This is a genomic window from Enterocloster lavalensis, assembly GCF_046603895.1.
In the GTDB taxonomy this organism is placed as follows: Bacteria; Bacillota; Clostridia; order Lachnospirales; family Lachnospiraceae; genus Enterocloster; species Enterocloster lavalensis.
The window spans coordinates 3,146,103-3,170,322 of the sequence record NZ_CP176637.1 but is presented as its reverse complement, the minus strand read 5'-3'; the positions used below and the strand labels follow the sequence as shown (position 1 = coordinate 3,170,322).

At 47.8% G+C, this 24,220-nt stretch carries 21 protein-coding genes; 3 read left to right on the top strand and 18 right to left on the bottom strand.

All coding sequences use genetic code 11. The annotated features are described in order from the left end of the window. Window positions 1–85: 85 nt before the first annotated feature. Window positions 86–412 carry a helix-turn-helix domain-containing protein gene (locus tag ACK2JC_RS14160; protein WP_008982557.1) on the bottom strand — a complete coding sequence of 109 codons (327 nt, stop codon included), beginning with the start codon at window positions 410–412 and terminating at the stop codon, window positions 86–88. A gap of 164 nt (window positions 413–576) precedes the next feature. Here ACK2JC_RS14160 and ACK2JC_RS14155 point away from each other — a divergent pair, with 164 nt between their 5' ends. Together ACK2JC_RS14155 and ACK2JC_RS14150 are read left to right on the top strand one after the other, a co-directional pair. After that, on the top strand, window positions 577–1,050 hold the full coding sequence (locus ACK2JC_RS14155; RefSeq protein WP_368271233.1) for a hypothetical protein: 474 nt from the start codon (window positions 577–579) through the stop codon (window positions 1,048–1,050). 31 nt (window positions 1,051–1,081) lie between these two features. Continuing rightward, window positions 1,082–1,597 carry a hypothetical protein gene (locus ACK2JC_RS14150; protein ID WP_368271234.1) on the top strand — a complete coding sequence of 172 codons (516 nt, stop codon included), beginning with the start codon at window positions 1,082–1,084 and terminating at the stop codon, window positions 1,595–1,597. A 54-nt stretch (window positions 1,598–1,651) separates the two neighbouring features. On the opposite strand, the gene ACK2JC_RS14145 is transcribed toward ACK2JC_RS14150, so the two are convergent. From ACK2JC_RS14145 to ACK2JC_RS14115, 7 genes are all read right to left on the bottom strand, one after another. Further along, the gene (locus ACK2JC_RS14145) at window positions 1,652–3,064 is read right to left on the bottom strand and encodes a relaxase/mobilization nuclease domain-containing protein (protein WP_368271235.1); all 1,413 of its coding nucleotides are present in this window, start codon (window positions 3,062–3,064) and stop codon (window positions 1,652–1,654) included. Between the two features lie 62 nt (window positions 3,065–3,126). Further along, on the bottom strand, window positions 3,127–3,411 hold the full coding sequence (locus ACK2JC_RS14140) for a hypothetical protein (protein WP_368271236.1): 285 nt from the start codon (window positions 3,409–3,411) through the stop codon (window positions 3,127–3,129). A 150-nt stretch (window positions 3,412–3,561) separates the two neighbouring features. Further along, on the bottom strand, window positions 3,562–4,167 hold the full coding sequence (locus ACK2JC_RS14135) for a TetR/AcrR family transcriptional regulator (RefSeq protein ID WP_368271237.1): 606 nt from the start codon (window positions 4,165–4,167) through the stop codon (window positions 3,562–3,564). A gap of 28 nt (window positions 4,168–4,195) precedes the next feature. Further along, window positions 4,196–4,549: a dihydropteridine reductase gene (locus ACK2JC_RS14130; protein WP_368271238.1), complete on the bottom strand. Its 354-nt coding sequence runs from the start codon at window positions 4,547–4,549 to the stop codon at window positions 4,196–4,198. 242 nt (window positions 4,550–4,791) lie between these two features. Continuing rightward, window positions 4,792–5,124: a plasmid mobilization protein gene (locus tag ACK2JC_RS14125; protein WP_008791955.1), complete on the bottom strand. Its 333-nt coding sequence runs from the start codon at window positions 5,122–5,124 to the stop codon at window positions 4,792–4,794. After that, on the bottom strand, window positions 5,124–10,826 hold the full coding sequence (locus tag ACK2JC_RS14120; RefSeq protein WP_411338517.1) for an LPD11 domain-containing protein: 5,703 nt from the start codon (window positions 10,824–10,826) through the stop codon (window positions 5,124–5,126). The genes ACK2JC_RS14125 and ACK2JC_RS14120 overlap by 1 nt, the downstream gene beginning before the upstream one ends. A 1,502-nt stretch (window positions 10,827–12,328) precedes the next feature. Then, window positions 12,329–12,667 carry a TnpV protein gene (locus ACK2JC_RS14115; RefSeq protein WP_368274752.1) on the bottom strand — a complete coding sequence of 113 codons (339 nt, stop codon included), beginning with the start codon at window positions 12,665–12,667 and terminating at the stop codon, window positions 12,329–12,331. A gap of 124 nt (window positions 12,668–12,791) precedes the next feature. On the opposite strand from ACK2JC_RS14115, the gene ACK2JC_RS14110 reads away from it, so the two are divergent. After that, complete coding sequence (locus ACK2JC_RS14110; RefSeq protein WP_368271241.1) at window positions 12,792–13,424, top strand: hypothetical protein; 633 nt, start codon at window positions 12,792–12,794, stop codon at window positions 13,422–13,424. Between the two features lie 48 nt (window positions 13,425–13,472). Here ACK2JC_RS14110 and ACK2JC_RS14105 read toward each other — a convergent pair whose 3' ends face one another. The 10 genes from ACK2JC_RS14105 to ACK2JC_RS14060 form a co-directional block, all read right to left on the bottom strand. Continuing rightward, the gene (locus tag ACK2JC_RS14105) at window positions 13,473–13,679 is read right to left on the bottom strand and encodes a transposon-transfer assisting family protein (RefSeq protein ID WP_117517825.1); all 207 of its coding nucleotides are present in this window, start codon (window positions 13,677–13,679) and stop codon (window positions 13,473–13,475) included. After that, entirely contained in the window at window positions 13,676–14,272 is a 597-nt protein-coding gene (locus ACK2JC_RS14100; protein ID WP_368271242.1) for a YodL domain-containing protein, read from the bottom strand. Before ACK2JC_RS14100 ends, ACK2JC_RS14105 begins: the two co-directional genes overlap by 4 nt. Before the next feature lie 13 nt (window positions 14,273–14,285). Next, window positions 14,286–15,131: an LPD16 domain-containing protein gene (locus ACK2JC_RS14095; protein WP_368271243.1), complete on the bottom strand. Its 846-nt coding sequence runs from the start codon at window positions 15,129–15,131 to the stop codon at window positions 14,286–14,288. Further along, window positions 15,128–17,203: a DNA topoisomerase 3 gene (locus tag ACK2JC_RS14090; RefSeq protein ID WP_368271244.1), complete on the bottom strand. Its 2,076-nt coding sequence runs from the start codon at window positions 17,201–17,203 to the stop codon at window positions 15,128–15,130. The genes ACK2JC_RS14095 and ACK2JC_RS14090 overlap by 4 nt, the downstream gene beginning before the upstream one ends. A gap of 176 nt (window positions 17,204–17,379) precedes the next feature. Continuing rightward, on the bottom strand, window positions 17,380–18,576 hold the full coding sequence (locus ACK2JC_RS14085) for an ATP-binding protein (RefSeq protein ID WP_411338516.1): 1,197 nt from the start codon (window positions 18,574–18,576) through the stop codon (window positions 17,380–17,382). 187 nt (window positions 18,577–18,763) lie between these two features. Beyond that, window positions 18,764–19,447, bottom strand: a complete 684-nt coding sequence (locus ACK2JC_RS14080) for a DUF4366 domain-containing protein (protein WP_368271246.1) — start codon at window positions 19,445–19,447, stop codon at window positions 18,764–18,766. Then, window positions 19,437–19,694, bottom strand: a complete 258-nt coding sequence (locus ACK2JC_RS14075) for a DUF4315 family protein (RefSeq protein ID WP_002304378.1) — start codon at window positions 19,692–19,694, stop codon at window positions 19,437–19,439. The genes ACK2JC_RS14080 and ACK2JC_RS14075 overlap by 11 nt, the downstream gene beginning before the upstream one ends. A gap of 14 nt (window positions 19,695–19,708) precedes the next feature. Then, window positions 19,709–21,427: a CD1108 family mobile element protein gene (locus ACK2JC_RS14070; protein WP_368271247.1), complete on the bottom strand. Its 1,719-nt coding sequence runs from the start codon at window positions 21,425–21,427 to the stop codon at window positions 19,709–19,711. Between the two features lie 3 nt (window positions 21,428–21,430). Then, complete coding sequence (locus ACK2JC_RS14065) at window positions 21,431–23,818, bottom strand: VirB4-like conjugal transfer ATPase, CD1110 family (protein ID WP_008791945.1); 2,388 nt, start codon at window positions 23,816–23,818, stop codon at window positions 21,431–21,433. After that, the gene (locus ACK2JC_RS14060; RefSeq protein WP_215676517.1) at window positions 23,778–24,212 is read right to left on the bottom strand and encodes a PrgI family protein; all 435 of its coding nucleotides are present in this window, start codon (window positions 24,210–24,212) and stop codon (window positions 23,778–23,780) included. The genes ACK2JC_RS14065 and ACK2JC_RS14060 overlap by 41 nt, the downstream gene beginning before the upstream one ends. Window positions 24,213–24,220: the final 8 nt, after the last annotated feature.

Here is a 24,220-nt window from a genome sequence, read left to right as displayed (position 1 = left end):
GCTCGTTCATTCTGAACGCTTTCCTGAGAAAGAAAAAACCTGGACTGCCATTTGGCATCCAGGTTAAAATCTTAATTCCATTTGATTATTCTTTCTTCTCAATCCAGCCAATAAAGGTGCTGACCTTTTCGAGTTCTTCCTCATTCATGGTTCTCAGCTTCTCGCACAATTCACGATACGGGGTATTCGCATCGTCCAGCGGGGCGAAAAATTCTGCCGGTGTCATATCAAAATACGAGATGATATTGAACAGTTCCCTGAGAGACGGCAAGGCTGCTCCGCTGGTTATTCCACGAATGTATGAGCCACTCTTATCCAAATCCAAGCTCATTTTGTGTTCGGAAATATTCTTTGCTATTCTTAATTCTGTAATCCTGATACGAATAAATTCATCATACTGCGTGTTGGCCATTCCTGTCCCTCCTTCCTCAACTATTGTAGTATGAATCGGAAGGCGGCGTTGGTAGCGGGAAAATGAATTTTCTCTTTATCCTTTCTTGTATCGGTGATATAATTACCAATATCTTGGCTTGATTGGTGATACCAGTACTAAGCATCTCCAAAGGAGAGATTTCTATGAATTTATTCGCTGTCAGTTTCTTTGGACACAGACAAGTTGATGACCCGTTTTTGATTGAGCGACAGTTGGAATCAATCATCCGTGAGCTGCTTCTTACCAAAGAATATATCGAATTCCTTGTTGGGCGAGACGGAGAATTTGATCAGCTTGTTTCATCAACGGTTCGCAGATGCAAGCGAATCATCCGTGATGACAACAGTTCTCTCGTTCTTGTACTGCCATATATGACGGCGGAATACCGGAACAACGAGGAGTCTTTTCATGAGTATTATGATGAAATTGAAATCTGTCTCGAATCCGCAGAAAAGCACTTCAAGTCCGCCCATCAAGTCAGAAATCGATCCATGGTTGACCGGTCGGATTTAGTTATTTTCTGCGTAGAACACAATTCTGGCGGAGCTTATCAGACCATGCAATATGCAAAAAAGGCAGATGCAAAGATCATGAATCTGACAGATGTACCTCGTTGACTTCGCTTTATTTTTCTCGGAAAGGAAGAACATGAATAAAAAGAAACGAATAGCTATTCTTTTTGCCGTCATTCTTGTTGTGGCGGTTGGAATCATAATTGCGGTGACTTCACATCAGAAAAAGGAAATGGACTTCGATGAATTTGCTGACCGTTTTGAAAAAAGCGCAAACGAAGTTCTTGGGGAAGATCTAAAGAAAGTCTCCAAAACAGAAGTTGCTGCAACGCTTACTTACGGAGATCAGACCGATAAAGACCGAACCATCTACTACCGCATTTTGAAAACGACATTTTATGATGGCGATCCGGCTGAGATCACCGGCTTGCACACAGAAGCTCTTGGGGTGCTTTTCCCGGTCGATAGCATGGACAGCTGCGAAGAAATGATGATTAAGGATTGGTATGGCGCCCTCTACAAAAAAGATGACAAGGCGTTCCTCTGCTGGACATATTCTCCCGAAATCACCTATGTTCTGGAATATGAGCCAAGCAAAATTGACGACTCTGAAATTATTAAAATGGCTGAAAGCGCTGAGATCAAAAAATAAAAAAGTAGCCACGATCCGCACCCTTTGGGGGAGTGCAGACCGTGGCTTTTTGCTTTAACGGAAGTTCTTCTTTTCCTCTTTCTCCTGTTCTTTTTCCTGCTCTTTCTGTCTGTCGATATTCAAAATCGTTTCAACCGTCTGCTTGGCAATCAGCAGTTCTTCTTTCTCTTTTCTGATCTGACGGTACTCAGCGTAGTCCAGCTTTTTCTGAACTGCCAGCTGATGAAATTCCTCATACAACGATTGCATGGATGGGAGCTTTGTAATCTGCAATTCGTCAAAGGCTTGCTTCGCCGCTTTATGAATTGTGATTTCCTGACGGTGTTCCTCAAAGAACTTTTTGCTATATCCAGACTTGCGGTACTCGATATAGATTTGCCGTGTGTTGCGATAATTTTTGATGTGCTGCTGCAACGCTTGAACCTCAACCATCCTTTTCTCTGCGGCCTTGATAGAATCAGAAAGCACATCGAACCGGGCAGACAGATTTTCAATATGAGCGGTCAGATCGTCGTAGTTTCCCAAGCCTTTTTCCTTCAGCAAAATCACAGTTCGGGCAGCTTCTTTTCGGTTGAACTTCTTCGCCCACTTTTCATAACCGACCGTCTTGCCCTCGGCCATCTTTGCCTGAATATCAATCAGCATCTGGAACTGCTTCGGAGCAGGAGTCTTGGCAGAGTTGCCTTTTGATTTGTGCAGGTTCTTGCCGGAGATAACAGCTTGAATTTCCTCTTTGCTATATCCTTCGCCCAGGGAACGCAGCCGAATGAAACGCTTCTGATTCTTGCCCTTGAACGCAGGCTGCTTTCCATCCTTGAACTCAAATCCCATGTCAGCCAAAGCCTGAACAAAGCCATCAAAGCTCTTTGGCTTCTGCTTCAGCACCGCATCAATCGCATCACATAATTCGTCACGCTGGGTACGCTTCTTGGGATAAATGGTTCTTTTCTGGCGCTCCCGATATGGCTTCGGTGTAATAATGGACAGCCCGTGTTCCAGGCAAACCATATCACTGAGTCTTTGCACCGCCAGACCGGAAAGAAAGAAGTTTTTGAATTTCCGTGTAGCATCCAGCGAGGTCGAATTATAAATGATATGGTTATGAATGTGAGATTTGTCGATGTGGGTCGCAACAATGAAAGCGTGTTTTCCCTTTGTCCATCGCATCGCTGTTTCATAGCCGACCTGGTTCGCTTCTTCCGGAGTGATTTCTCCCGGCTTAAAGGACTGGCGTATCTGGTATGCGATGATATTGTTCTTCTGCTGCCTGCCGGTAATGTGTTGGTACTGCCGTTTGGACAGCAGAAATTCTTCGTCTGCTGTCTTTGGATCACACTCATAGGAGCTGATAAATTCGCCATCATTGGTTTTTGCGGCATTTTGTGAGTAGTCGGTTCTGTCTGCCAAACATTGAGCGACCGTCTTTCCCTTATTCACATGGAGCGCAATCAATCTTGTCGCTGCCATTCCCATCACTTCCTTCCCAAAAAGAAAAAGCCACCGGTCGGTGACTTTTCTCTGATATTATCTTATGACCTGATAAATGCTCCCAGACTTTCTCCAATATTCTCGACTTTCATAACAGCCCAGACGAGCAGGAACACCGCTGCTATTGTCGCAATTCCAAGAACCACAAGGATAAGCAAGGACTGCCACAAAGCCTTTACAGCGCAATAAATCGCAGAGCCGCCAATAACCAAAAGCAATAAACCAATCACATAGGACACAACATTTGTAAGCAGATTTCCAAGAACGCAAATCACCTTTACAACAAACAGCACTGGCAGTGCCAATATCTTCAATACCAGCTTCATAGGCTCAACCCCTTTCTTCTAACTACATTGTACAAGGGTATCTGCAATAACACAATGATGTCAACCCTTGTGTAAAAAGAAAGAGCGCAAAGGATTCTATCTCCTCTGCGCTCTAATGTTTTCAGATTTTGTTCGACAAATCGGAAGCTGTCAAACAGCGTTCATTGTTTCGCTTTGTGGTATTTTCACACACTGCTGAATCACGCCTGTAACATACGTAATGGAATCGGCGCAATCGTTCTTGAGCCATTCTGAGATAATTGCCATCAATCCCCGAATATAAAAGGCCATGATATAAGGTCGATCCTGCGGTAGTACACCGTAGCGGTCGAGAATCGGCGTAAACACATGACGGAACATCCTATCATAGCTTTTATCCATCCCCAACACCGCCGCATTTTCTATTGCCGTGCGGAACAGCCGCTTGTTGTTCTTAATGTAGCTGAGGTAAGGTGTTAAATAATCCGGCGTAATGAGATATAATTCATCCCTCGGGCAATTCCGCAGCTTTGCAGAAAAGGCATCGGAATCTTTCTCCATGCAAGCAAGAAATTGCTCGTTCATACGACTGACGCTCTCCGAGAGCAGGTCTGCCATCGTTTCATAATGCAGATAGAAGGTGGAACGATTGACCCCTGCTGCTTCACAGATTTCTTTGACTGTGATATACGCAAAATTCTTTTTTGCAAGAAGTGTCAGAAAGGCTTCGTCCATTCTGGTTGCAGTAGCAAAATATCTGCTTTCTGATCTATTCAATCGTTCCCACCTTCTTTCGTGTTTTTGTTTACTTCTCGCTGATTTCTTTTGCCAGTTCCATGATTTCAAAAGCGTATTTCTGCTTGCCCTGAGCCAGCATTTTTTTGTAGACGGGGTAATTAACGCCCATACCCAGCAGCCCGATCATGCCGACAATCACGCCGAGAACAAACATAGCAGTACTACCGTTGCCGATAACCTTCATGGAAAGGCACATCCCAACACCGGCTACCAGCGAAGTGATAATGCCGAAGGTGTAGGCAAAGACGGTTGCGGGGAGCTTGGCTTTTGTGTCCAGCTTGCGAAGAGCGACCACCTTAGAGGTGTCCTTGGGTGCATATTCGTTTGCGAGTTGTTCTGCATAGATTTTATCTGTGTTCATGGCTTGTTGCCTCCTTTATTTGATGGTTCTATGATACCAGCAAAGAATGAGCAACGGAACAACACTGATGGCAGTTTGTGTTGAGTTCAAGAATTGTGTAAGTTACGATTTATCAATCTGTTTCCTGGCGAATTTCTTTAACAATATTGTAGTGTATCAATATGAATAATTCAACCAATGAAAGAACATTCCCTTATGTAAAAGCCGCAACCGCAGCTGCGACTTCCCGACAAGTTGTCGGATTACTGGATTGAGGACAGGCGAACAAGGACTTCTTTCATATCCGTCCAGATCTCCTCCAGTCGTTTTTGCAAATCCTCAATGTCGGCATGGTAGATGCTGCCCGTTTCGTTCGCTCGTTTTGCGTACTGATTCAGGTTGTTGGAGCAGATTCGCAGGAGCGAAACCAGGGCTTTCACATCCTGCAAATCCAGTCTGATGCAGTAACCATCCAGAGCCATTTTCCGCAGATAGGCTCCCATGCTGCGGATGCCAAGCTCATCCATCTTCTCATGGATTCGCTCGACCTCCTCTTTGGATGCAAGGAAATGAACATCCTGGTCTCGCTTTGCCATTACAACACCTCCTCACGGGTTTCAGAGTATTTTGCAGGCGGGATATGCTCCGCCTTGGATTTCAGATCAGCTAACACAGAAGGGCGCTCTGACTCGCTTCTTTCGTCACGATTTTCCGCAGAGTCCTCCATATTCAGAGCTGCATCCAGTTCTGCCAGCCGCTGACTTTTTGCTGCCAGCTCTGCTTCCTGCGGAAACGGTTTTCCAACCTCCGCCTTGGCTGCTTCCTGCTGATTGTAGAGGTTATTCAGCTGCTCATTGGCTCGTTCTAAGCGCTCAGGAATGCCTGCAAGAGCATTGTCCAGTCGGGTAATATTTCCTCGTGCATCCGTGCCAAGAGCTACTCTGTGGCTCACAGCGCCCTTCAGGGTCACATCAAACTCGTTCCGGAAGCTGTCAAAAGAAAGTTCCATCTGAAAACCACGGTAATTGCCAAGCGGAACCGGATCGGCGCTTTTCGTGTCCTTACAAGCCGCAAGGAGGATTTCACCGGCATCTGCCTTTTCGGTGTAGGATTTGCCCATGATTTCCATGCCGCAAAAGCCCTCAGCAATCTGCGGGTGTGCTTCCACGGTTTTCATATCAGCTTCAAAGCCATGAATATAGCCTGTCTGCTTTTCAATCTCAGCCGGGAAGTATTTCAGGAGCTTATCTTCCATGCGGTACTGCTGGCTCTGGTGGTCAGCTTTCAGCACCTTCAGCCTTGCCACATCAATGTCTAAGTCCATCTTTTCCTTGATAAGCGGATTGCCGGCACACAGCGCCTTGATCTCCGCATAGGACAGCGCCTGCTCGTCCACATCGTCACAGGAGCGAACCGGCGATTTGGAGGTCATAATCTGAGAAATAAACTTCTGCTTGTTTTCCAAGGTCTGATACAGGTAGGCATCGAAGGTTCCCTCGGTCACATACTGGTACACCTGAACCTCTTTGTTCCGGTTGCCCTGACGGATGATACGACCATTTCTCTGGGTCATATCAGACGGACGCCAGCCCACATCCAGATGGTGAACTGCCACCAGTTTGTCCTGGACGTTGGTTCCTGCGCCCATCTTTTGCGTACTTCCAAGCAGCACTCGTACCTGTCCGGTACGAACCTTGGCAAAGAGGTCTTTTTTCTTTGCCTCGGTGTCCGCATCATGGATAAAGGCAACTTCTTCCGCAGGCACACCGTTTGCAATCAGCTTAGTTTTGACATCATCATAGACATTGAAGGTTCCATCATTTTTTGGTGTGCTGAGGTCGCAGAACACCAACTGGGTCAATTTGTCAGCCTGACCGTCCTGCCAGATACGCAGGATATTTCCCACGCAGGCATTGAGCTTGCTGTCAGGGTCATCGGGTAACAGAGGGTTCATCAGCCGCTGATCCAGCCCCAATTTTCGCCCATCGCTGGTAATCTTGAGCATATTATCTACGGACGGGTCAACGATACCGGCATGAACATCCGCAGCTCTTTCTGAAAGGGAAGCAACCATATCCTTCTGATACTCAGAGGGCTGAACCACAACCGTTTCAAACTTTGCTTCGGGAACAGGGAGATGCAACTGGTCAGAGGTCTTGATGTCGGCAACTTCCTTGAACATATTCATCAGTTCAGGCAGGTTGAAGAACTTTGCAAATCGGGTTCTGGCACGATAGCCGGTTCCTTCCGGTGCAAGCTCAATCGCAGTTGTTGTTTCTCCGAAGGTCGATGCCCAGGAATCAAAATGGGTCAGGTTCTTTTGCTGGAGCGTACTGTACTGGAGATAGCGCATGACCGTATAAAGCTCGGTCATCGAGTTACTTACGGGAGTGCCGGTTGCAAAGATCACGCCACGCCCGCCGGTCAGCTCATCCATATAGCGGCACTTCATAAACATATCCGAAGATTTCTGAGCTTCAGAGGTGGACAGACCTGCCACATTTCGCATTTTTGTGTAGAGGAACAAATTCTTGAACGCATGGCTTTCGTCCACAAACAGCCGGTCTACACCCAACTGCTCAAAGGTAATAACATCATCCTTCTTGTCGGCGGCAAGGAGCTTATCCAGTCTGGCTTCCAGTGATTTTCTTGTTTTCTCCATCTGCTTGATCGTGAAGTTTTCGCCACGCTGCCATTTCAGCTCCGCAATCGCACCCTCGATCTCATCAATCTGCTCCCGCAGCTGCCGTTCCTGTCGTTCGGCAGAAAGCGGGATTTTTTCAAACTGGCTGTGACCGATGATAACCGCATCATAGTCACCGGTGGCGATTCTCGCACAAAACTTCTTGCGGTTTGCTGTTTCAAAATCCTTCTTGGTGGCAACAAGGAGCTTGGCGCTCGGATAGAGGTGCAGGAACTCATTTGCCCACTGTAAGGTCAGATGATTCGGCACAACGAACAGAGATTTCTGGCTCAATCCAAGCCGTTTACTCTCCATAGCCGATGCAGCCATCTCGAAGGTCTTGCCTGCACCAACTTCGTGTGCAAGCAGCGTATTTCCACCGTACAGCACATGAGCGATAGCATTTCTCTGGTGTTCACGTAGGGTAATATCCGGGTTCATACCGCCGAAGCGGATATGAGAGCCATCATACTCACGAGGTCTGGTGGAGTTAAAAAGTTCGTTGTACTTGGTGGAAAGGGTTTCTCGTCTGTGGGGATCTCTCCATACCCAATCTCGGAATGCATCCTTGATTGCCTGCTGTTTCTGCTGTGCCAAGGTAGTTTCTTTTTTGTTGAGAACACGCTTCTGCTTACCATCCGCATCTTCAATCGTATCATAGATACGAATATCTTTCAGATTCAGTGTTTCCTCCAAAATCCGATATGCGTTGGCTCGCTCTGTACCGTAGGTGACATACGCCGCCACATCGTTGTAGTTGGGAGAACTCTTACCGTTGATGCGCCACTCTGCGGTCAGCTCGGAGAACTTGACCTCAATGGAACGGCGCAGGTAATACGGCGTTTCAAAGGTTTCCTCCATGAACTGCTGAATATAATCGGCATCAATCCATGTTGCACCCAAACGCACGTCAATCTCGGACGCATCCAAGTCCTTCGGCTGTGCTTTCTGCAAGGCTTCCACATTGATGCGGAAGGAAGAATCCCTGTCTGCCGCCATCTGTGCGACACGCAGCTTGCTTCTTACATCACCGGAAAGGTAATCATCGGCAGTCTGCCATCCAACTTCCACAGCATCGGGAGCCATCGGGTCTTTGAAGATCACCCCTCGAAGCTCTGCCTGAATCGCATCGTATTCTCCGGGTGTTCCAAGCAGCTGTGCCATAAACGGCAAATCCACCTTGCCACGCTCACCGATGGAGATTGCCAGAGCTTCGGACGGCGTATCCACGCTCGTCACTCTGCGTTCCGGCTTGATGGTTCGCTTAGTGAACATATCCGCCTTGCTTTTCAGATTGCCGTCCTCATCCACATTTTCCAAAGAACACAGGAGATAGTAGGAGGAATCGTCAGCAAACGCTTGACCGTTGGCTCGATTATTGATAAGCCCGTTCTTTGCGGCAAACGCATCGTAGGCATCATTCAGTTCTGCCTGCTTCTGCGTAATCATTTCATCCGGGTAATCCTCAAGCTGATATTCAATCAGCTGATTGACGATACCACGGAGTTCCACCATGCCCATCACACGGTCTTTTGCTTTCTCGTTCAGGTCTACACGGCGCATCAAGGAGTTTTCACGGAAGTACACATCACCATCCACCACAGTATAAGAGAAATTCTTTACATCCGGGGTTGCAGGAATGGTTTCAATTTTCTTACCCTTGTCAGCTTCGGGAAGCTCCATCGCCTGATAGGTTCCTTGGATGTGGGAAACTGCTTCTTTCAGAAGTTCGGACAGTTCCATGCCCTCAATCGGACGCACCGTAATATCCATACCGTAGGCGGTACTTTCTTCCACCGTATCGCCCAGAACCATTTCAGGATGAGCGACAAAGTAGCTGTTCATGGTGTGTCCTTCTTCGGTGCGGTCAAGATTTACCCATTCCGGAACGATGTCAATCGGATGGTCACGCTTTTGCAGGAACAGGATGTCGGACACGACTTCCGTACCTGCGTTTTTCTTAAAGGCATCGTTTGGCAGACGGATTGCACCAAGCAGTTCCGCCCTCTGCGCCATATATCGCCTTGCGTCAGAGTTCTTGGAATCCATGGTGTAACGGCTTGTCACAAAAGCGACCACACCTCCGGGACGAACCTGATCCAGAGCCTTGGCAAAGAAATAGTTGTGGATGGAAAATCCCAGCTTGTCATACGGCTTATCGGATACCTTGTAGTTGCCGAAAGGGACATTGCCCACAGCCAGATCGTAGAAGTCTCTGCGGTCTGTCGTTTCAAAGCCAGCCACTTTGATTTCTGCATTGGGATAGAGCTTCTGAGCAATTCTGCCGGTGATGGAATCCAGTTCCACACCATACAAGCGACTGCTCTGCATCTCAGGGGGCAGCATACCAAAGAAGTTGCCGATACCCATGGCAGGCTCCAGAATATTTCCCGTTTCAAAGCCCATCTGTCCGACTGCATCGTAGATGGAGCGAATGACCGTAGGACTGGTGTAATGTGCGTTCAGGGTGGAAGCTCTTGCCGCAGCATATTCATCCTCGGAAAGCAGGTTTTTCAGTGTCTGATACTCCTGCGCCCAATTTCCCTTGTCCGGGTCAAAGGCATCTGCCAGACCGCCCCAACCGACATAATTCGACAAAATCTCCTGTTCTTCGGTAGTGGCGTTCCTGTTCTCGCTTTCCAGTTTGAACAGGGTTTCAATGGCTGCGATGTTTCTTGCGAATTTCTGCTTCGGTCCACCTTCACCGATGTTGTCATCTGTGATGTGGAAGTTCACCGCAGGAACGGGAGGAATTTCTCTGGTGGTGATGGACTGCTCAAGCTGAGCGATAATGTCCATGACTTCGGCATTCTGCCATCCGTCCACCTGGGCATAATCCTGAATGATGGTGTCCTTTCCATCTACGCACTGTACGAAGTCCAGACTACCCGGCAGATCTCTGGTATTCATTGCACCCAGGGCTTTTCTCTGCGTGTCAGGAAGTACATAGTAGGCTCGCAGGGCATCATCAAAGGAACTGTATTCCTTGATGTCCAGCGCACCCCGCTTCTGAATGTCCTCGGCAACATAAAAATGGTCGATGAAGTGTTCCGGTTCCTGCTGTTCGGGTTCCGCATTGGCTCTGACCTGTGCGTGTGCCTTTTCGTCAGGGTAGTCCCCATAGATACGGATGCACTCATGCTCCTGCTGATCGTAAACGGCAGCACCATCGTACTTGAATCCGTCATCCTCCATGGTTCCGTCCACATAGCCCTGGGCAGCTTTTTCCGCTTCTTCCAGAGTGTAGTAGTCCAGTTTATCATCGAAGCCGTTTTCAAAGTGATGGTAGGCGGCAACCAGATAGCGGGGAGCCATGCGCTCCTCGTAGCTGTTAATCATCTCAGGTGTCAGCCATTCTGGTTTGTCAGGAATCATTTCATACAGCTCACGCATCTTGGCAATCTGTGCATGGCGGTTGCCTGCCCACAGATGCTTTTCGCTGTGCTGTCCTGCACCAAGGAAGTATTCGCAGTCCATACGCAGACGGTCTAACAGCTGATACTCAGGGGTGTAGTCCCTCGGTTCGGTTTCGCCCAGAAAATCCTCTGTAACGGGCTTTTCTTCGGTTTGGGCATCAACCCTTACCGCATGGTTTCTTTCGTCCTGAGAGAGCATACGCTCGAAGTTTTCACGATTCTCGGCACGGAAGATCGGATAGGCAAGGGAAGGGTCACGCAGCTGAACCTCTCTGTCCGTGATCTGCTCTACACGGAAAGCAGTATCGTCCAGATATACCGTGTCACCGACCTGATAGTTCCATTCCGATTCTTCGGAAGCAGGGGCTTCCACAACTTCGTCAGGCTCGGTTGCAGGTGTTTCAGGCTGAACCGAATCCATCGCTGCTACGGACTGCCGAACTTCTTCCAGATAGTCGTTGGCAAGCCATTCGTCCGTGAAGTATTCCGTAACGCCTTCCGGGTCTACATAGTAGTCATCGGTCTGATTATCCCAGATTGCATACTCGCCATCCTCGGTATCAATTACTGCGAAACGGTCATAAACATCTTCCAAAGGATCAACCTTGGCTTCTTCGATAGCCTGTCGTTCCGCTTCTTCCTCCGGGCTGAGGTAGCGTCCCTTTCGCATCAGACCGTCGATTCTCTGCACCACCTGCGCCCAGGACATCTGCAATTTGTCGCAGCCGCTCTTTGTGTAGGAAACACCCTTCGCATCGTGATCCTGTCCGCTGTGCGTTGCGCCGGAGCAGGCATGGGAATGACCACCGGTTCCGTATTCATGCTTCAGGAAGTCTATCTTTTCCTTGGCAGAATGATTCTCCTGCCAGTAGTTATAAATGCGGGCTTTGCCACCGGAAAAGCCACTTCCACGGGTCAAGTCTGCGTTGACTTCATCATCCGTAATGAACTGGCGGACAAGGGGCATCTGCATCATATCAGTCTGATACTCACGCAAAGGCAGATTCAGCTCATACAGCTGTTTCTGGATGAGATTCAGCTTGTGATAGTGAAAACGAAGCAGATCGGGATTTTCCGCAAGGGCTTTTCTAAATTCCGAATACTGTTGCACCAAGGTTGCGTGGAAACGAGGGTCATCCAACTTTTCAGCCAAGTCTGCGGTTTCATCAGGGAACCCATGAAACTGTTCCTGATGAAGAATTGCCAGATAGCTGCCGGCACGGGCTTCTTCACTCAAATCGTGATAAAGATGCCACAGGGATTCAGCCAGCTTCTGACGATCATATCCGGGTGCTTCTACCAGTTCCACATTGGTTGCGAACTGACCATTTTCAAGCAGTTCTCCAATACGCTCGGCAACCGTTTCCCAAGAAACGGTCTGCGCTCTGGGGCTGTCAATGGCAGAGGAACCCTTGGCAAGGTGGATACCGTCCTCGGCATACCACGCACAGATATTCCCACTATCTTCTTTCAAACCATAACCGCCATGATAGACCTGTTTTAAGGTCTGAACGATTTCTTCCAGCGGCTTCTGCTTCATATATTCCAGCGCTACGACTTTTCGGGCTTCATCGGTATTGCTGCCAAGCAGAAGGAAGTGGTCGATTTCTTCCTGGACAAAAGAAAAAGCAGAGGGCGTAAAGCTCTCTGCTCGGTCGATAAAACTGATTTGTTCATTTTCGGAGAGGAAAAGGTTCAGACTCAGCTGTTGATAAGCTCCGTCATCACGACTTCCTCCGCCTGTGCTTTCAGGCTGTTCATGTGCTGCACCCACGCCATCTGCTGCGTTTCTTTGTCCGGTGCGGGGCTGTCCTTCAGGTACTGCTCCATCAGAAATTCCACTCTGGCTTTCGCCGTTTCCTCGATCTCCCACAGGTGCGGGAACAGGCTCTCCGTCAGAATCATGTCGTTCAGGAGCATCGGATTGTTCTGCTCCAAAAATGCTCGACGCATCCTGCCGTACTTGCCCAGAGGTTTCTCTCCCTCGTTCTCCAACTGAAGGTTCGGAATCTGATAATCTCCGACCTGTCTGTAAGTCATCTCGCTCATAATCTGCACTCCTTTCGGTAGCTTTAATCTGCTCGTGTTCTTCAATCGCTTTTTCGATTTCCTGAAACATCCTTGTGCTGATGGCATTCACCGCAGTACCAAGGGCATTTACCGTTTGTCTGGTGTTAAAATCAAACACCTTCTGGAAATCCTCATGCTCGAAGTAGTTATCGGGACTTTCCACGAACCGGCAATACATCGTATAGGATACGCTGTTTGCCACCGCATTTTTGAAAGCTACTTCGATGTTGAGTTCATCATACTCCTCAAGGAAGCTGTTGGCAACGATGTCGAGGAACTGCTTTTTGTAATCGTCCCAATACTCAGCCGCCAGTGCAGATGCAATATCTTCAAGCTGTGCTTCCAGCACCCCGTCAGCGGCAACACCGAAGGTACGCTCCATCGCTTCCATGACATAGGAGCGGTTTTCAGGCGTCACCTCCCACGGTTTCAGTTCCGGGGAAGAACGACGAACGCCGGTATCCGCCACATCAAACACATAGCGCAGATACGGTTTATCCCTGTTCATCACAAACAGGGCAATGCCGGTAGAGCCACGCTTTACATATCTGCGGTAATTTTCAGCGTTCCAGTCTTCATAGGGCTTGCAAAAGGTCGCATTGGGGCGCTGAGCATAAATCATCACCTGTTCCGGATAGGTGAACTCATAGTTGCGGGACATCGTTCTCAAAAACGAAGTCCAGTTATCTGTGTTCGAGGTGATTTTCCCAATCGTTTCTTTTGCTAACCCGGAATAAAATCGCTCTTTTGCGTTCATTGTATCCCTCCAATCCTATCAATCCGGATAAAGGTTCAGCTTCTCAAAGGCGGCATCGTCCATGGCTGAAACTTTACGGAGAACCGAGTCTGCCAAAGCAAAAAGCTCTGACTCGTCCTCCGAAAGCTGTTCCTTCATCAGTGTCAGTGCTTCACGCAGCCCTGACCTTGTGCCAGGGCTGTAAAGCATCATCATGTTCCGCTCATCTTGTGTGAAATCCATCATTCAATCTCCCTTTCCGGGTGGCTCTTGGGAGGTTTATGGGAAACATCCGGCACGGACTTTTCCTTTAACTGCTCCAACACCGAAGGACGTTCCTCTAATCCAGGGGCTTTTCCGTTGTTGATGATGCCGTCAATCATCCCATAATCATCTTCCATTGCCATCTCTGCGTTTTTCAGGTAGTTTTCGGACTTCATAAAGTTTTCCAGCTTCTGAAACCCGACAGAATCTACATAGTGAAAGGATACCTCACCGGCTACCTTTAAGGCTACGATGTCGCTGACCGACATACTGTGACCACGGAAATCATCCGGGTGGTCAATATTGAACTTCACATACAAATCTTCCAGCTGCCGATTCACATCCTCGGACATAGAAATGGAGCCATGATAGACCACCTCGTAACGGTCAATCTCAGGCTCCATTTCTTTCTTTTGAAGGTAGCTGTAATTTGCAAACATGAGCGGGATATTATCGTCTACATCTTCCCGCAGCTGAAGAATCGCATAGGAATCCGTGGGGCTTTCCAGAAAAGCAACCATTCTGTCATCCGGGGTGGTATTTCCATGAACATCATCCCATTTTTCGTTTTTCATATCAGTGTCCTCCTTATCGTTCAGGGTCTTTGCGTTTGGGAGAGGGACTGGCAGGCGCAGCTTTTTCTGCGGCCTGTGCCAGTTTTTCCATGACCGACTCACGCTTCGGAGAGTCGATCTTATCCAGCTGACTTTTCAGCACTTTGGCAATCTCAACCGCAGTTTCCTCACGGGATTCTGCAATGGCTGTATTCAGGAACTCACGATACGGAGCCGTATTACCAGCGGTAAGATCCGCCTTGATTTTTTGGATATGCGTCTGCACATCATCGACCTGATCCATATATTCATAGGGGTCGAAGTTCTCTGCAAAACGGTCGAGCTTAAAAGCAAGCTCTGCGATAGGGTCATTGACCACCACCGCTTGTCTGCCGACTTCAAAAGCCTGCTCCATGACATCCTCATAAAACATCGCCCGCAGCTCCCGGCGCTCCAGTCCAAAGGATTCCAGAATATCCTGGCGGACTTCGATCATGGACAGTTCAGGGTTATCGACCTGACCGCCATCAATCTCGTTGTAGTTTTCATCTAACAGGGTGTAGTCGTAACCATCTTCGCAGGTCTGTACCGCAAGGATTCTGTCTCTTCCAACTTTCCATGCGGCTTCATCGCCCATAATCTCAGGCTCCGGCATATAGCTTGCGCCGTTGCGCTCCATAATCTCTGCAAACTGGCAGATATGAAACACATTGTATCCAATCTGTGTGTGGTACTCGTCGATGAATGTACAAGGCTTTACGACGGTCTCATCGGGATAGTGAATCTGGATGCAGCCACCGTCAGGAATACGGAACAAATCCTTATAGTGGCTGTCGATAAATCGGATTTCCTTACCATCCGGGTTGTACTCATTTGTCATTTGCGCTTTCCTCCATTTTCAAATTCCATGCTGAACTTCGTTTTGCCATCTTCCGATACCTCCATAAAAACGGTGGCATCAAAGGTGTTGCCCGTCCTTTCGGACTTACAATTCTTAAGCTTTACCTTGCCGGAACCGAGCAATTTCTGCGCCGTGGCAGAAGTCATGCTCTTGCCGATACTCGCAAAGTAGCGATTGTTTTTCCAAAGGGCAAACTTGCAGCTTCTGTTAGAACAGAAGTATCCCTTGGACTTGTCCTCTACTGCACTGCCGCAGAGAGGGCATTTACCGATAGAATTGGCTTCTTTCGACATCAGTACCTCGGAATCACGGATCGCTTCATAGTTCTGAATCAGACCGGCAATCACATCTTTGATCTCGTCCATAAAATCCTCGCTGGCATATTCGCCTTTTTCAATGAGCAACAATTTTTCTTCCCAATCCGCCGTCATGGAGGGGGACTGAATCTGTTCTGGCATGACTGTTACCAGAGCCGTACCCTTGTGAGTCGGAATCAGGTGTTTGGTTTTCTTATCGCCCTTACGCTCCAGAAAACCGATGCGAACCAGCTTCTCAATGATACCGGCACGGGTCGCAGGAGTTCCCAGACCTTTTCGCTCGACATCCTCCGGCATTTCATCTGCACCGGCTGTTTCCATAGCAGAAAGCAGCGTATCCTCGGTAAAGTGTTTAGGGGGAGAAGTTTTTCCTTCCTTGATTTCAGAACCAAGCACCTTCCGCTCGTCCCCAACAGATACCGCAGGAAGTGCCTGTTCGTTTTCGTCGTTTTTTGTCGAAGAACCCTTCTGAATCAGAGCCTTCCATCCGTTCTGCACGATGGTTTTTCCCTTTGCGGAGAACGCTGTGCCGCCGCAGTCCAGTTCAATGACTGTCTCTGCGTATCGGTGTGGATCTCCCACTGCAACACACAGCCGATTGGAAATCAGTTGCAAAATTGCAAATTCACCCTTGGGAAGTTCGCTCAGATTGCATTTCTGCAATTCTTTGGTCGGAATGATGGCATGGTGATCTGTGACCTTTTTGTTATTCACAACCTGCTCTGCATGAACTGGTATGTTATCCACATCCTCCACGGGGAATGTATGGAAAGCCAGCTTTACGAGGTCGGGCAGGCTGTGTACCATATCTTCCGTCAGGAATCTGCTGTCAGTACGGGGATAAGTGACCAGTTTCTTTTCATAGAGATTCTGCGTGTAGTCCAAGGTCTGCTGTGCCGTGTAGCCAAGCACACGGTTGGCTTCTCTCTGTAAACTGGTCAGATCATAGAGTGCAGGCGGCTTTTCTGTCTTCTCCTTACATTCAGCTTTCTGAACGATTGCCACCGAACAGCCTCGTTTGGCAGCTTCGGCTGCTGCCTTAGTTTTGAAGCGTTCGCTTGCAGCCGTAAAACCATCCAATCCAATCTGAACTGTGTAGAACGGTTCGGGCTTGAATGCGGAAATGGCAGCTTCCCGCATAACAGCCACAGCAAGGGTAGGGGTCATAACACGACCAACATTCAGGGTCTGCCCGTAAAGGGTCGAAAAAAGTCGAGTAGCGTTAATGCCAACAATCCAGTCAGCCCGCTCTCGACACAGTGCTGCTTCATACAAAGCATCATATTCCGTTCCAGACCTGAGATTTTCAAAGCCCTCCTTGATTGCTGCATCTTCCATAGAGGAAATCCAAAGCCGCTCAAACGGCTTTTTGCACCCGGCTTTATGGTACACCAATCGAAAGATCAGCTCGCCCTCACGACCGGCATCTGTTGCACACACAATACTCGCAACATCTTCTCTGGCCATGAGCTTTTTCAGAACCCCAAACTGTTTTTTCGTACCGGCAGAAACCTCATACTGCCAGTCCATCGGGAAGATAGGAAGGTCTGCATAAGCCCATTTGCTGTACTTCGCATCATAGGCTTCCGGCTGTGCCAGCTCCACCAAATGCCCCACACACCAGCTGACCACATATCCGTTTCCCTCTAAGTAGCCATCCTCACGCTTGGCAGCACCTAACACTTTGGCAATGCTCTGTGCAACCGAAGGCTTTTCAGCCAAAACTAATTTCATTTGCATCTGCTCCTTTCACAAAAAATAAGCAGCCACACACCGTAGTGCATGACTGCTATGTAAAAAGTTCGGAAAGAATTTTTGCAACCTGACACTGTTTTCTGTCCCTGAATCTCCATCAACATAAAAATATCTCCATCATTTCAAAAGAGAATGACGGAGATATTTCGCCTTGTTTATTCTTGTAGCAACCAATCGGCTATATCATGGATTTCGATTCCTTCATAACTATATTTTGGATGTTTGGTTCTGGCAATAATCATTTTCGGATAAGCATCTCGGATCTGAAGCAGAGGAGAGCATTCTCTCTCAAATGTTTCCTGCCCGGAAATGTTGTCGCTGACCTGAATATAAATCTTCTCGCTGCCTCTCTGAGCAACAAAGTCGATCTCCTTTTGATAGAGCTTGCCGACATAGACATCGTATCCACGGCGAAGAAGTTCGATGCAAACGATGTTTTCATATACTCTGCCGTAATCCATATTTCTGCTTCCCAGTATTGCATATCGAATACCACTGTCACACAAATAGAACTTTTCAGAGCTTTCAAGGTATTTCTTGCCTCGGATGTCGTATCTCTTAATATCATAGAATACAAAAGCATTGCACAAATACTTAATGTACTTGCCGACGGTTACATGATTGGTCGGAGTCTCATTTGCTGTCAGCAGCTGACTGACCTTATTAGGAGAAGTCAGGTTGCTGATGTTATCCATAAGGAACTCGCTCAAACGCTGTAAAACCAAAGTGTCCGGGAGCGCATATTTCTGCACCAAATCCCTTGTAACAATCGTTTCGTAGACCTCTTTGATATAGTTGGTTCTGTCTTTTTCGGTTCTGTAAGCGTAAGAACCTGCTAAACCGCCCTTGATAGCGTAATCATCAAAGAGGTTATCTTTATCACTAACATCATCATAATATTGGCAATATTCCTGGAAGCTGAAAGGGAACACATGAATTTCAATATAGCGTCCGGTAAACAGAGTTGCCAGATCCGCACTCAACAGGAAAGCATTGGAGCCGGTTACATAAATGTCGTATTTTCCCTTAGAGTACAGGCTATTGATTGCCAACTCAAACTTGGGGCACATCTGCACCTCGTCTACAAACAGGTAGTTCGTTTTACTTTCCTGATAATGTTCTTCCACATAGGCGTGTAAGGCATGGTATTCCTTGATTTCCTCATACGCCAAATCCATGAAGTCAATGAAGATAATATTGATGTTTTCAAAATGGCTTTTCAGATACTCAATATACGCCTGCATCAACTTGGACTTACCGGATCGACGAATGCCCGTGATGATCTTGATGTCAGGAGTACCATTCAGTTCAATGATTCTGTCGAGATACTTTGCTCTTGTAATTGTTTTCATATCGTCACCCGCTTTCAAAAGTCGAAGATTTTTCATTTCTTGAAACTGCTTCGATGTACTTATTATACTGTCTGCTAATAGTATATGCAAGAGGCCGCTTTCAAAAACACAAAATATTTTATTTTTTGAAAGTGGAGACTATGTAAAGGCAACCCGAAGGCTGCCCCAGGCATCAAGCCTATCCTGTTTACACAGGTTCATTATCATCTACATCGACGGAGCTATCTGCATCATCGTCCTCAAACTCCGGATCGTACCCATAGTCATCGTCATCGTCCACATAATCAGCATCCGGGTCAGGCTTTGCCGCTTCCTGTTCTTTCTTCTTTTCCTGAACTTTCTTAAATACGAAGAATCCACCACCACAGGCAAGCACAATCAGAGTAAGAATCGCCGGGAGCATATTTGTGGATTTCGGCTTTTCCTCCGGTGTCGGTTCTGTAATTTCAGGAACTGTTTCAACTACTTCCGGCTTTGTTTCCTCAACCGGCTTGGTGAACTCTGCAACTTCTTCCTCGTCCATCAGCTTGAGCAGGTCGGCTTCATCCACCTGATTCAGAAAATGCACGGTTTCCTCGCCCTTATCATCACGGTCAATGATGATATAGAAGTAGTTTCCGTTTTTGGTTACAGCGGTAATGAACTGCTTTCCGCTTTTCGTAGGCGAGCCAGCGTCATCAACCAAAGTCAGATTGCCGTCGGGAGTAAGCGGTAGCATCGGCTCCTCCGGCTCTGTTTCGGGAACTTTTTCTTCGACCGCAGGTTCTTCAGTCGCTACGCTTTCATCTACATAGGCAAATGCCGTTGTAGAAAACACGCCAAAACACATTGCACACGCCAGCAATGCGGCTCCAATTTTCTTAAATCTCATTCTGCGTTTCCTCCTCATTCATAGTATTGATCGTATCAGGCTTCGGAGCCATATCCGCAGCAAACATACGGAGCAGCTCGGAAAGCTGTTCGGGATTCAGATTCGCAGCATGAACCATCTCGTGAATTTCGGAATTTTCCTCCTCACGGTATCTGCGTTCCAGGTCTTTCACCTTAGCATCCCATTCTGCCCGTTTCTTACGGGCTTTTTCAAGGTCTGCACCTATTCTGTCTAACTTGGCACTCAATCGCCATCCCTCCTTTAGTTTCTGATTCTGCCGAAGCAGTAAAAATGTTGTTGCCAGTAATTCGATTCGATAGAAGCGTAAGAAATCGGGTTTCCGCAGTGGATCATCATACCATTGCCGACATAAATACCAACGTGTGATGCACCGGAGGTATCATAAGTGCCTTGGAAGAAAATCAAATCTCCCGGCTTGGCAGAGCTTTTCGGGATAATGTCGCATACGCCCATCAAACCGTTTGCGGTCAAACGACCAACACTCCAACCGTTGCCGCAGTTGTTGATAACCCAGGAAACAAAGCCGGAGCAGTCGAAAGAGGACGAAGGACTGCTGCCGCCCCACACATACGGATATCCCAGATATTTTTCAGCTTCCCGAATCATATTGGCAAATCTTGTGTCTGTCAGCGCTTCACCCGGAATATCATAATCGGTGTACTCGCCGCCAGGGGTGGCGTAAATGTCATTTCCGAAAATATCCGGTCTGTTGCCCCTTGTCTGAAGCAAAATTCTATATCGCTCCATATCATCTTCCGACAATCCGGAATTTGAAATCACACTGTTCAAGCCCTTATTTCTGAGCTTCACTTTCAGAATATAATATTCGTAATCTTCTTCCTCTGTTGTTGTCTCTCCCGTTTCAGGATCAGTAGAAGATGTTGTTCGTGTACGAATCTCTACTACTTCTGTGAGGGTCAGCTCATATTGTTGCTCAAACAGCCATTGCAGGGTAGCCTGCACCTCATCTCTGGTGTAGTCCTCGAATTTTACCGTCAGATATGCCGCAAGCTCATAAGGATTGTGGTTGATTTCATCAAGGTCATACCGGTACTCGTCATATCCGCTATGAGTACGCTCGATATTATTGATTTCATTGCGGAGCGCAGCTTCCAAAGCCTTGTAATCATTGTCCGCACCGATAATATCTTCCTCTTTTGCGGTAAAAGAAGTTCCCAGAACGATCTGTGTGCCGCCTTGGAACATAGCCGAACAAGACGAGAACATCCCTGAGAGGATCATAAAAAGCAGTCCAGCAATCAAAACAAACAGGATCGTTTTAGAGTGTGTGGTGCAAAACTCCATCGCTTTCTCTGTAATCGTTTTGGTGCTTTGGGCTGCTTTCTTTGTTGCTTTAGCGGCAGTTTCTTTCGCTGTCCCTTTGCTTGCCTTCGCCGCTGCATACTCCTTTTTGATTGCCTGTTTTTGTTTCCATCGGGAAATGGGATTAGAAGCGGCATCGGGGTTGTCCTTTTTGAACTTCTCATACAGGGCATTTACATTTGCCTTATCTGATTTTTCTACCAGCTTTTCTGCCTTGTCGTAGGCTTTCAGCTTGTGGCTGTAAACGGCATGATCGACGGTATAAGCAGTGGATTCAACAGCCTTGGTCGTTTCCTGCACAGCCTGAACGCCGATATTATCATCCTCATATTCTGACACCGCCTGATGTGCTTTGGATGTGAGCGTGACTGCGGCACCACGGCTTGCCATGTGCTTTACCACAGATGGGCGCTCGATTTCCGTAAACTCCGCTTTTTCAAAACGGAGCTTTGCTTTACGGGAACCGGCTGCATCTGTTTCCAGTTTTAGTTTTGGCTTTGCCTTTTTGGAAGCCAATTTGTCTGCCGCTTTTTCAGCCCTATCAACCGCCTTACCTGCACGGTCGGCAGCTTTCTTCACATGAGAATCTGCAAGGTCATCTTCGGTAAACCGGAGTCGTGTAGGTCTTTTCGCCATACATTACGCCTCCTTTTCCTGTGCCACCTCGTTTAACTTCGTGGTCATAATGCGATACAGTTCCAGATCGGTCGGGAATCGGTCAATGAACGGCAGAATCACATTGCCATAGAACAGAAGTCCTTCGCCCTCACCGGAGTTGGTTACATAGGACAGCTGATGCGGCGAAATGTTCAGCCGCTGCGCCAGAATACTTCGGTCATCACTTGCCTGATTCAGCATATAGATGAAATCAGAGTTTTCGAGGATGTTGGCAATCTCCGGGGAACGAAGCAGGTCTTTGACATTCTGAGTAATACCGGTCGGCAATCCGCCCCATTTACGGAATCGCTTCCAGATTTCTACGGAATAGGTTGCCGTCTGTTCTTCCTTCAGAAGCAGATGGAACTCGTCAATATAATATCTGGTCGATTTACCGGCAGAACGGTTGGCAGTTACACGCCCCCAGACCTGATCTTGAACGATCAGCATACCGATTTTCTTCAGCTGATTGCCCAGCTCCTTAATATCGAAGCACACCAGACGATTCTGAATATCCACATTGGTTCTGTTGTTAAACAGTTTCAGAGAACCCTTAACATAGATTTCCAAGGCGGTCGCTACATGGTGGGCTTCCTTTTCGTCCTGCTTCAGAAGGGCATCATACAAATCCTCAAGGATCGGCATATTCTCAGGAGCAGGATTGTCGAAATATCTCTGATAGATCTGATGCACACAACGGTCGATAACCGTCTTTTCGATAGGCTGCAAGCCATCCTTACTGCCCATAATCAACTCACAGAGGGACAGGATAAAATCGGCTTTCAGTGCTACGGGGTTGTCATCCTCAGAGTAGTTCAGGTTGATGTCCATGGGGTTGATATAGTTGGTACTGGAGGAGCTGATTTTTACCACCTGACCATTGAACTTGTGAACCAGAGCCGCATATTCCGCTTCGGGGTCGCAGATGATAATATCGTCATCCGTAACCAGGAACGCATTGGTGATTTCACGCTTTGCGGAAAAGGATTTACCGGAACCGGGCGTACCCAGAATCAGTCCGTTGGGGTTCTTGAGCTTCTTTCTGTCCACCATGATAAGGTTGTTCGACAGAGCATTCAGCCCGTAATAGAGCGTTTCTCCACCATTCTGGAACAGCTCCTGTGTGGTGAAAGGCACAAAAATAGCCGTGGAACTGGTAGTCAGGCCACGACGAATCTCGATCAGGTTTTGTGCCAATGGCAGGCTGCTCATCAGCCCGGATTCCTGCTGAAAATCCAAACGACGCAGATTGCAGTTATGCTTCTGGGCGATGCTCTGTGCCTGAAACACATTGTTCTCCAGTTCCTGCTCGGTGCGCCCGGTGTTCAGCACCAGAAATGTCACCATGAACATTCGCTCGTTCTGGCTCTGCAATTCTTTCAGAAGCGACTTCGCATCTTTGCCATAGGTAGCAAGGTCAGACGGGATAATGTCCATGTCATAGCCGGAACGCACCGCCTTTTTCTGTTCCTCGATTTTGGAACGGTCAAGCTCGGTGATGGTTCTCTTGATGGTCTTAATCGCCGCAGTCTGGTCAACCGACTGGATGTGCATGGTCACGATCTGCGTGGATTCCATATCCAGAAAATCCGCCAGCATACGGTCAGACAGGTCTGATGCCGTAATTGCCAGATAGGACATCGACCCGAAGATGCTGCCCATCTGGAAGGTGCGGTTGGTCTTAAAGGCAAATGCCGTCGGAGCAATGAAGTCCTTTACAGACAGCCCGGATTCCACAAGATACTTCCAATCGAAGAAGAACTTATCGTTATCGCCCATGTGGAACATGGAGTGCATCAGATGCAGCCGCTCTTTGCCGTTCATGGTAGTGGCAATGACACCCAAACGCCGAAAGTTATTGAGCAGATCGTTTTCGATATGGTTGAGTCTCGGCTTTGCCTGCCGCATGGATTCGGCTTCAATGCCGAATGTCAGGTACTTGGTTTTGGTCAAGCCGTTGTTGCCCTGCGCCAACTGCTTTTTCAGCATCTGGCTATACTCGGCACGGACAGGATTGAAGCTGTCCTTCTTGAACGGGATACGGATACTCTTTTCAAAGCTCTCAGCATCGGTACTCAGGTTCATAAAGGAAAGCTCGAAGTGAATGGAGCTGTCAAAGAAATTCAGGAAACTGCACCACTCATCGAAGATGGCAGTCTTATCTTCCTGCTGTGCCAGCTGATAGTTGATGTCCTGAAACTGAATCGTCTTGGTGTAATAGCTGTCAGTGACACGGCAGATGCCATCCGGGAACATTCTCTGAAAGGGAATGGACTGCTGTGCAGTCTGCGGAATACCGTTGTCCTTCTTTGCCCGTTCCACAACAGCTTTAATTTCTCGTTGCTGCTTCCGATTCAGATTTGCAGGCATTTTGATGTTTCTTGCCTGCGGCTTCTTTTTGAAAAACAATTCGTTCAACCTCCTTTTCCAGTTTGTACTGACGCATCAAGGCGTCATAATAGTTGTCCGTTTGATAAGGGCGAACCTTGGGACGAACGAATTTAGTCTGAATGAAGTGTTCTACAACCACCTCCAACGGCTGACCATCCTTTTCATACATTGCCAGAAAGAACAACGGCAACATGACGATCATCATGGACAGTGCTGCAAGGCTCACATTTCCGGTTGCTTTCACCAGAAAGAAAATCGGCACTCCGATGAGTGCCGCCGCACCAAAGCAAAGTAACTGCCGTTTCGTCAGATTGAAGAACACTTTTGTTTTTACCCTCGTCAGGTCACGAGGTACGGGAATATACGCTGCCAAACAATTTC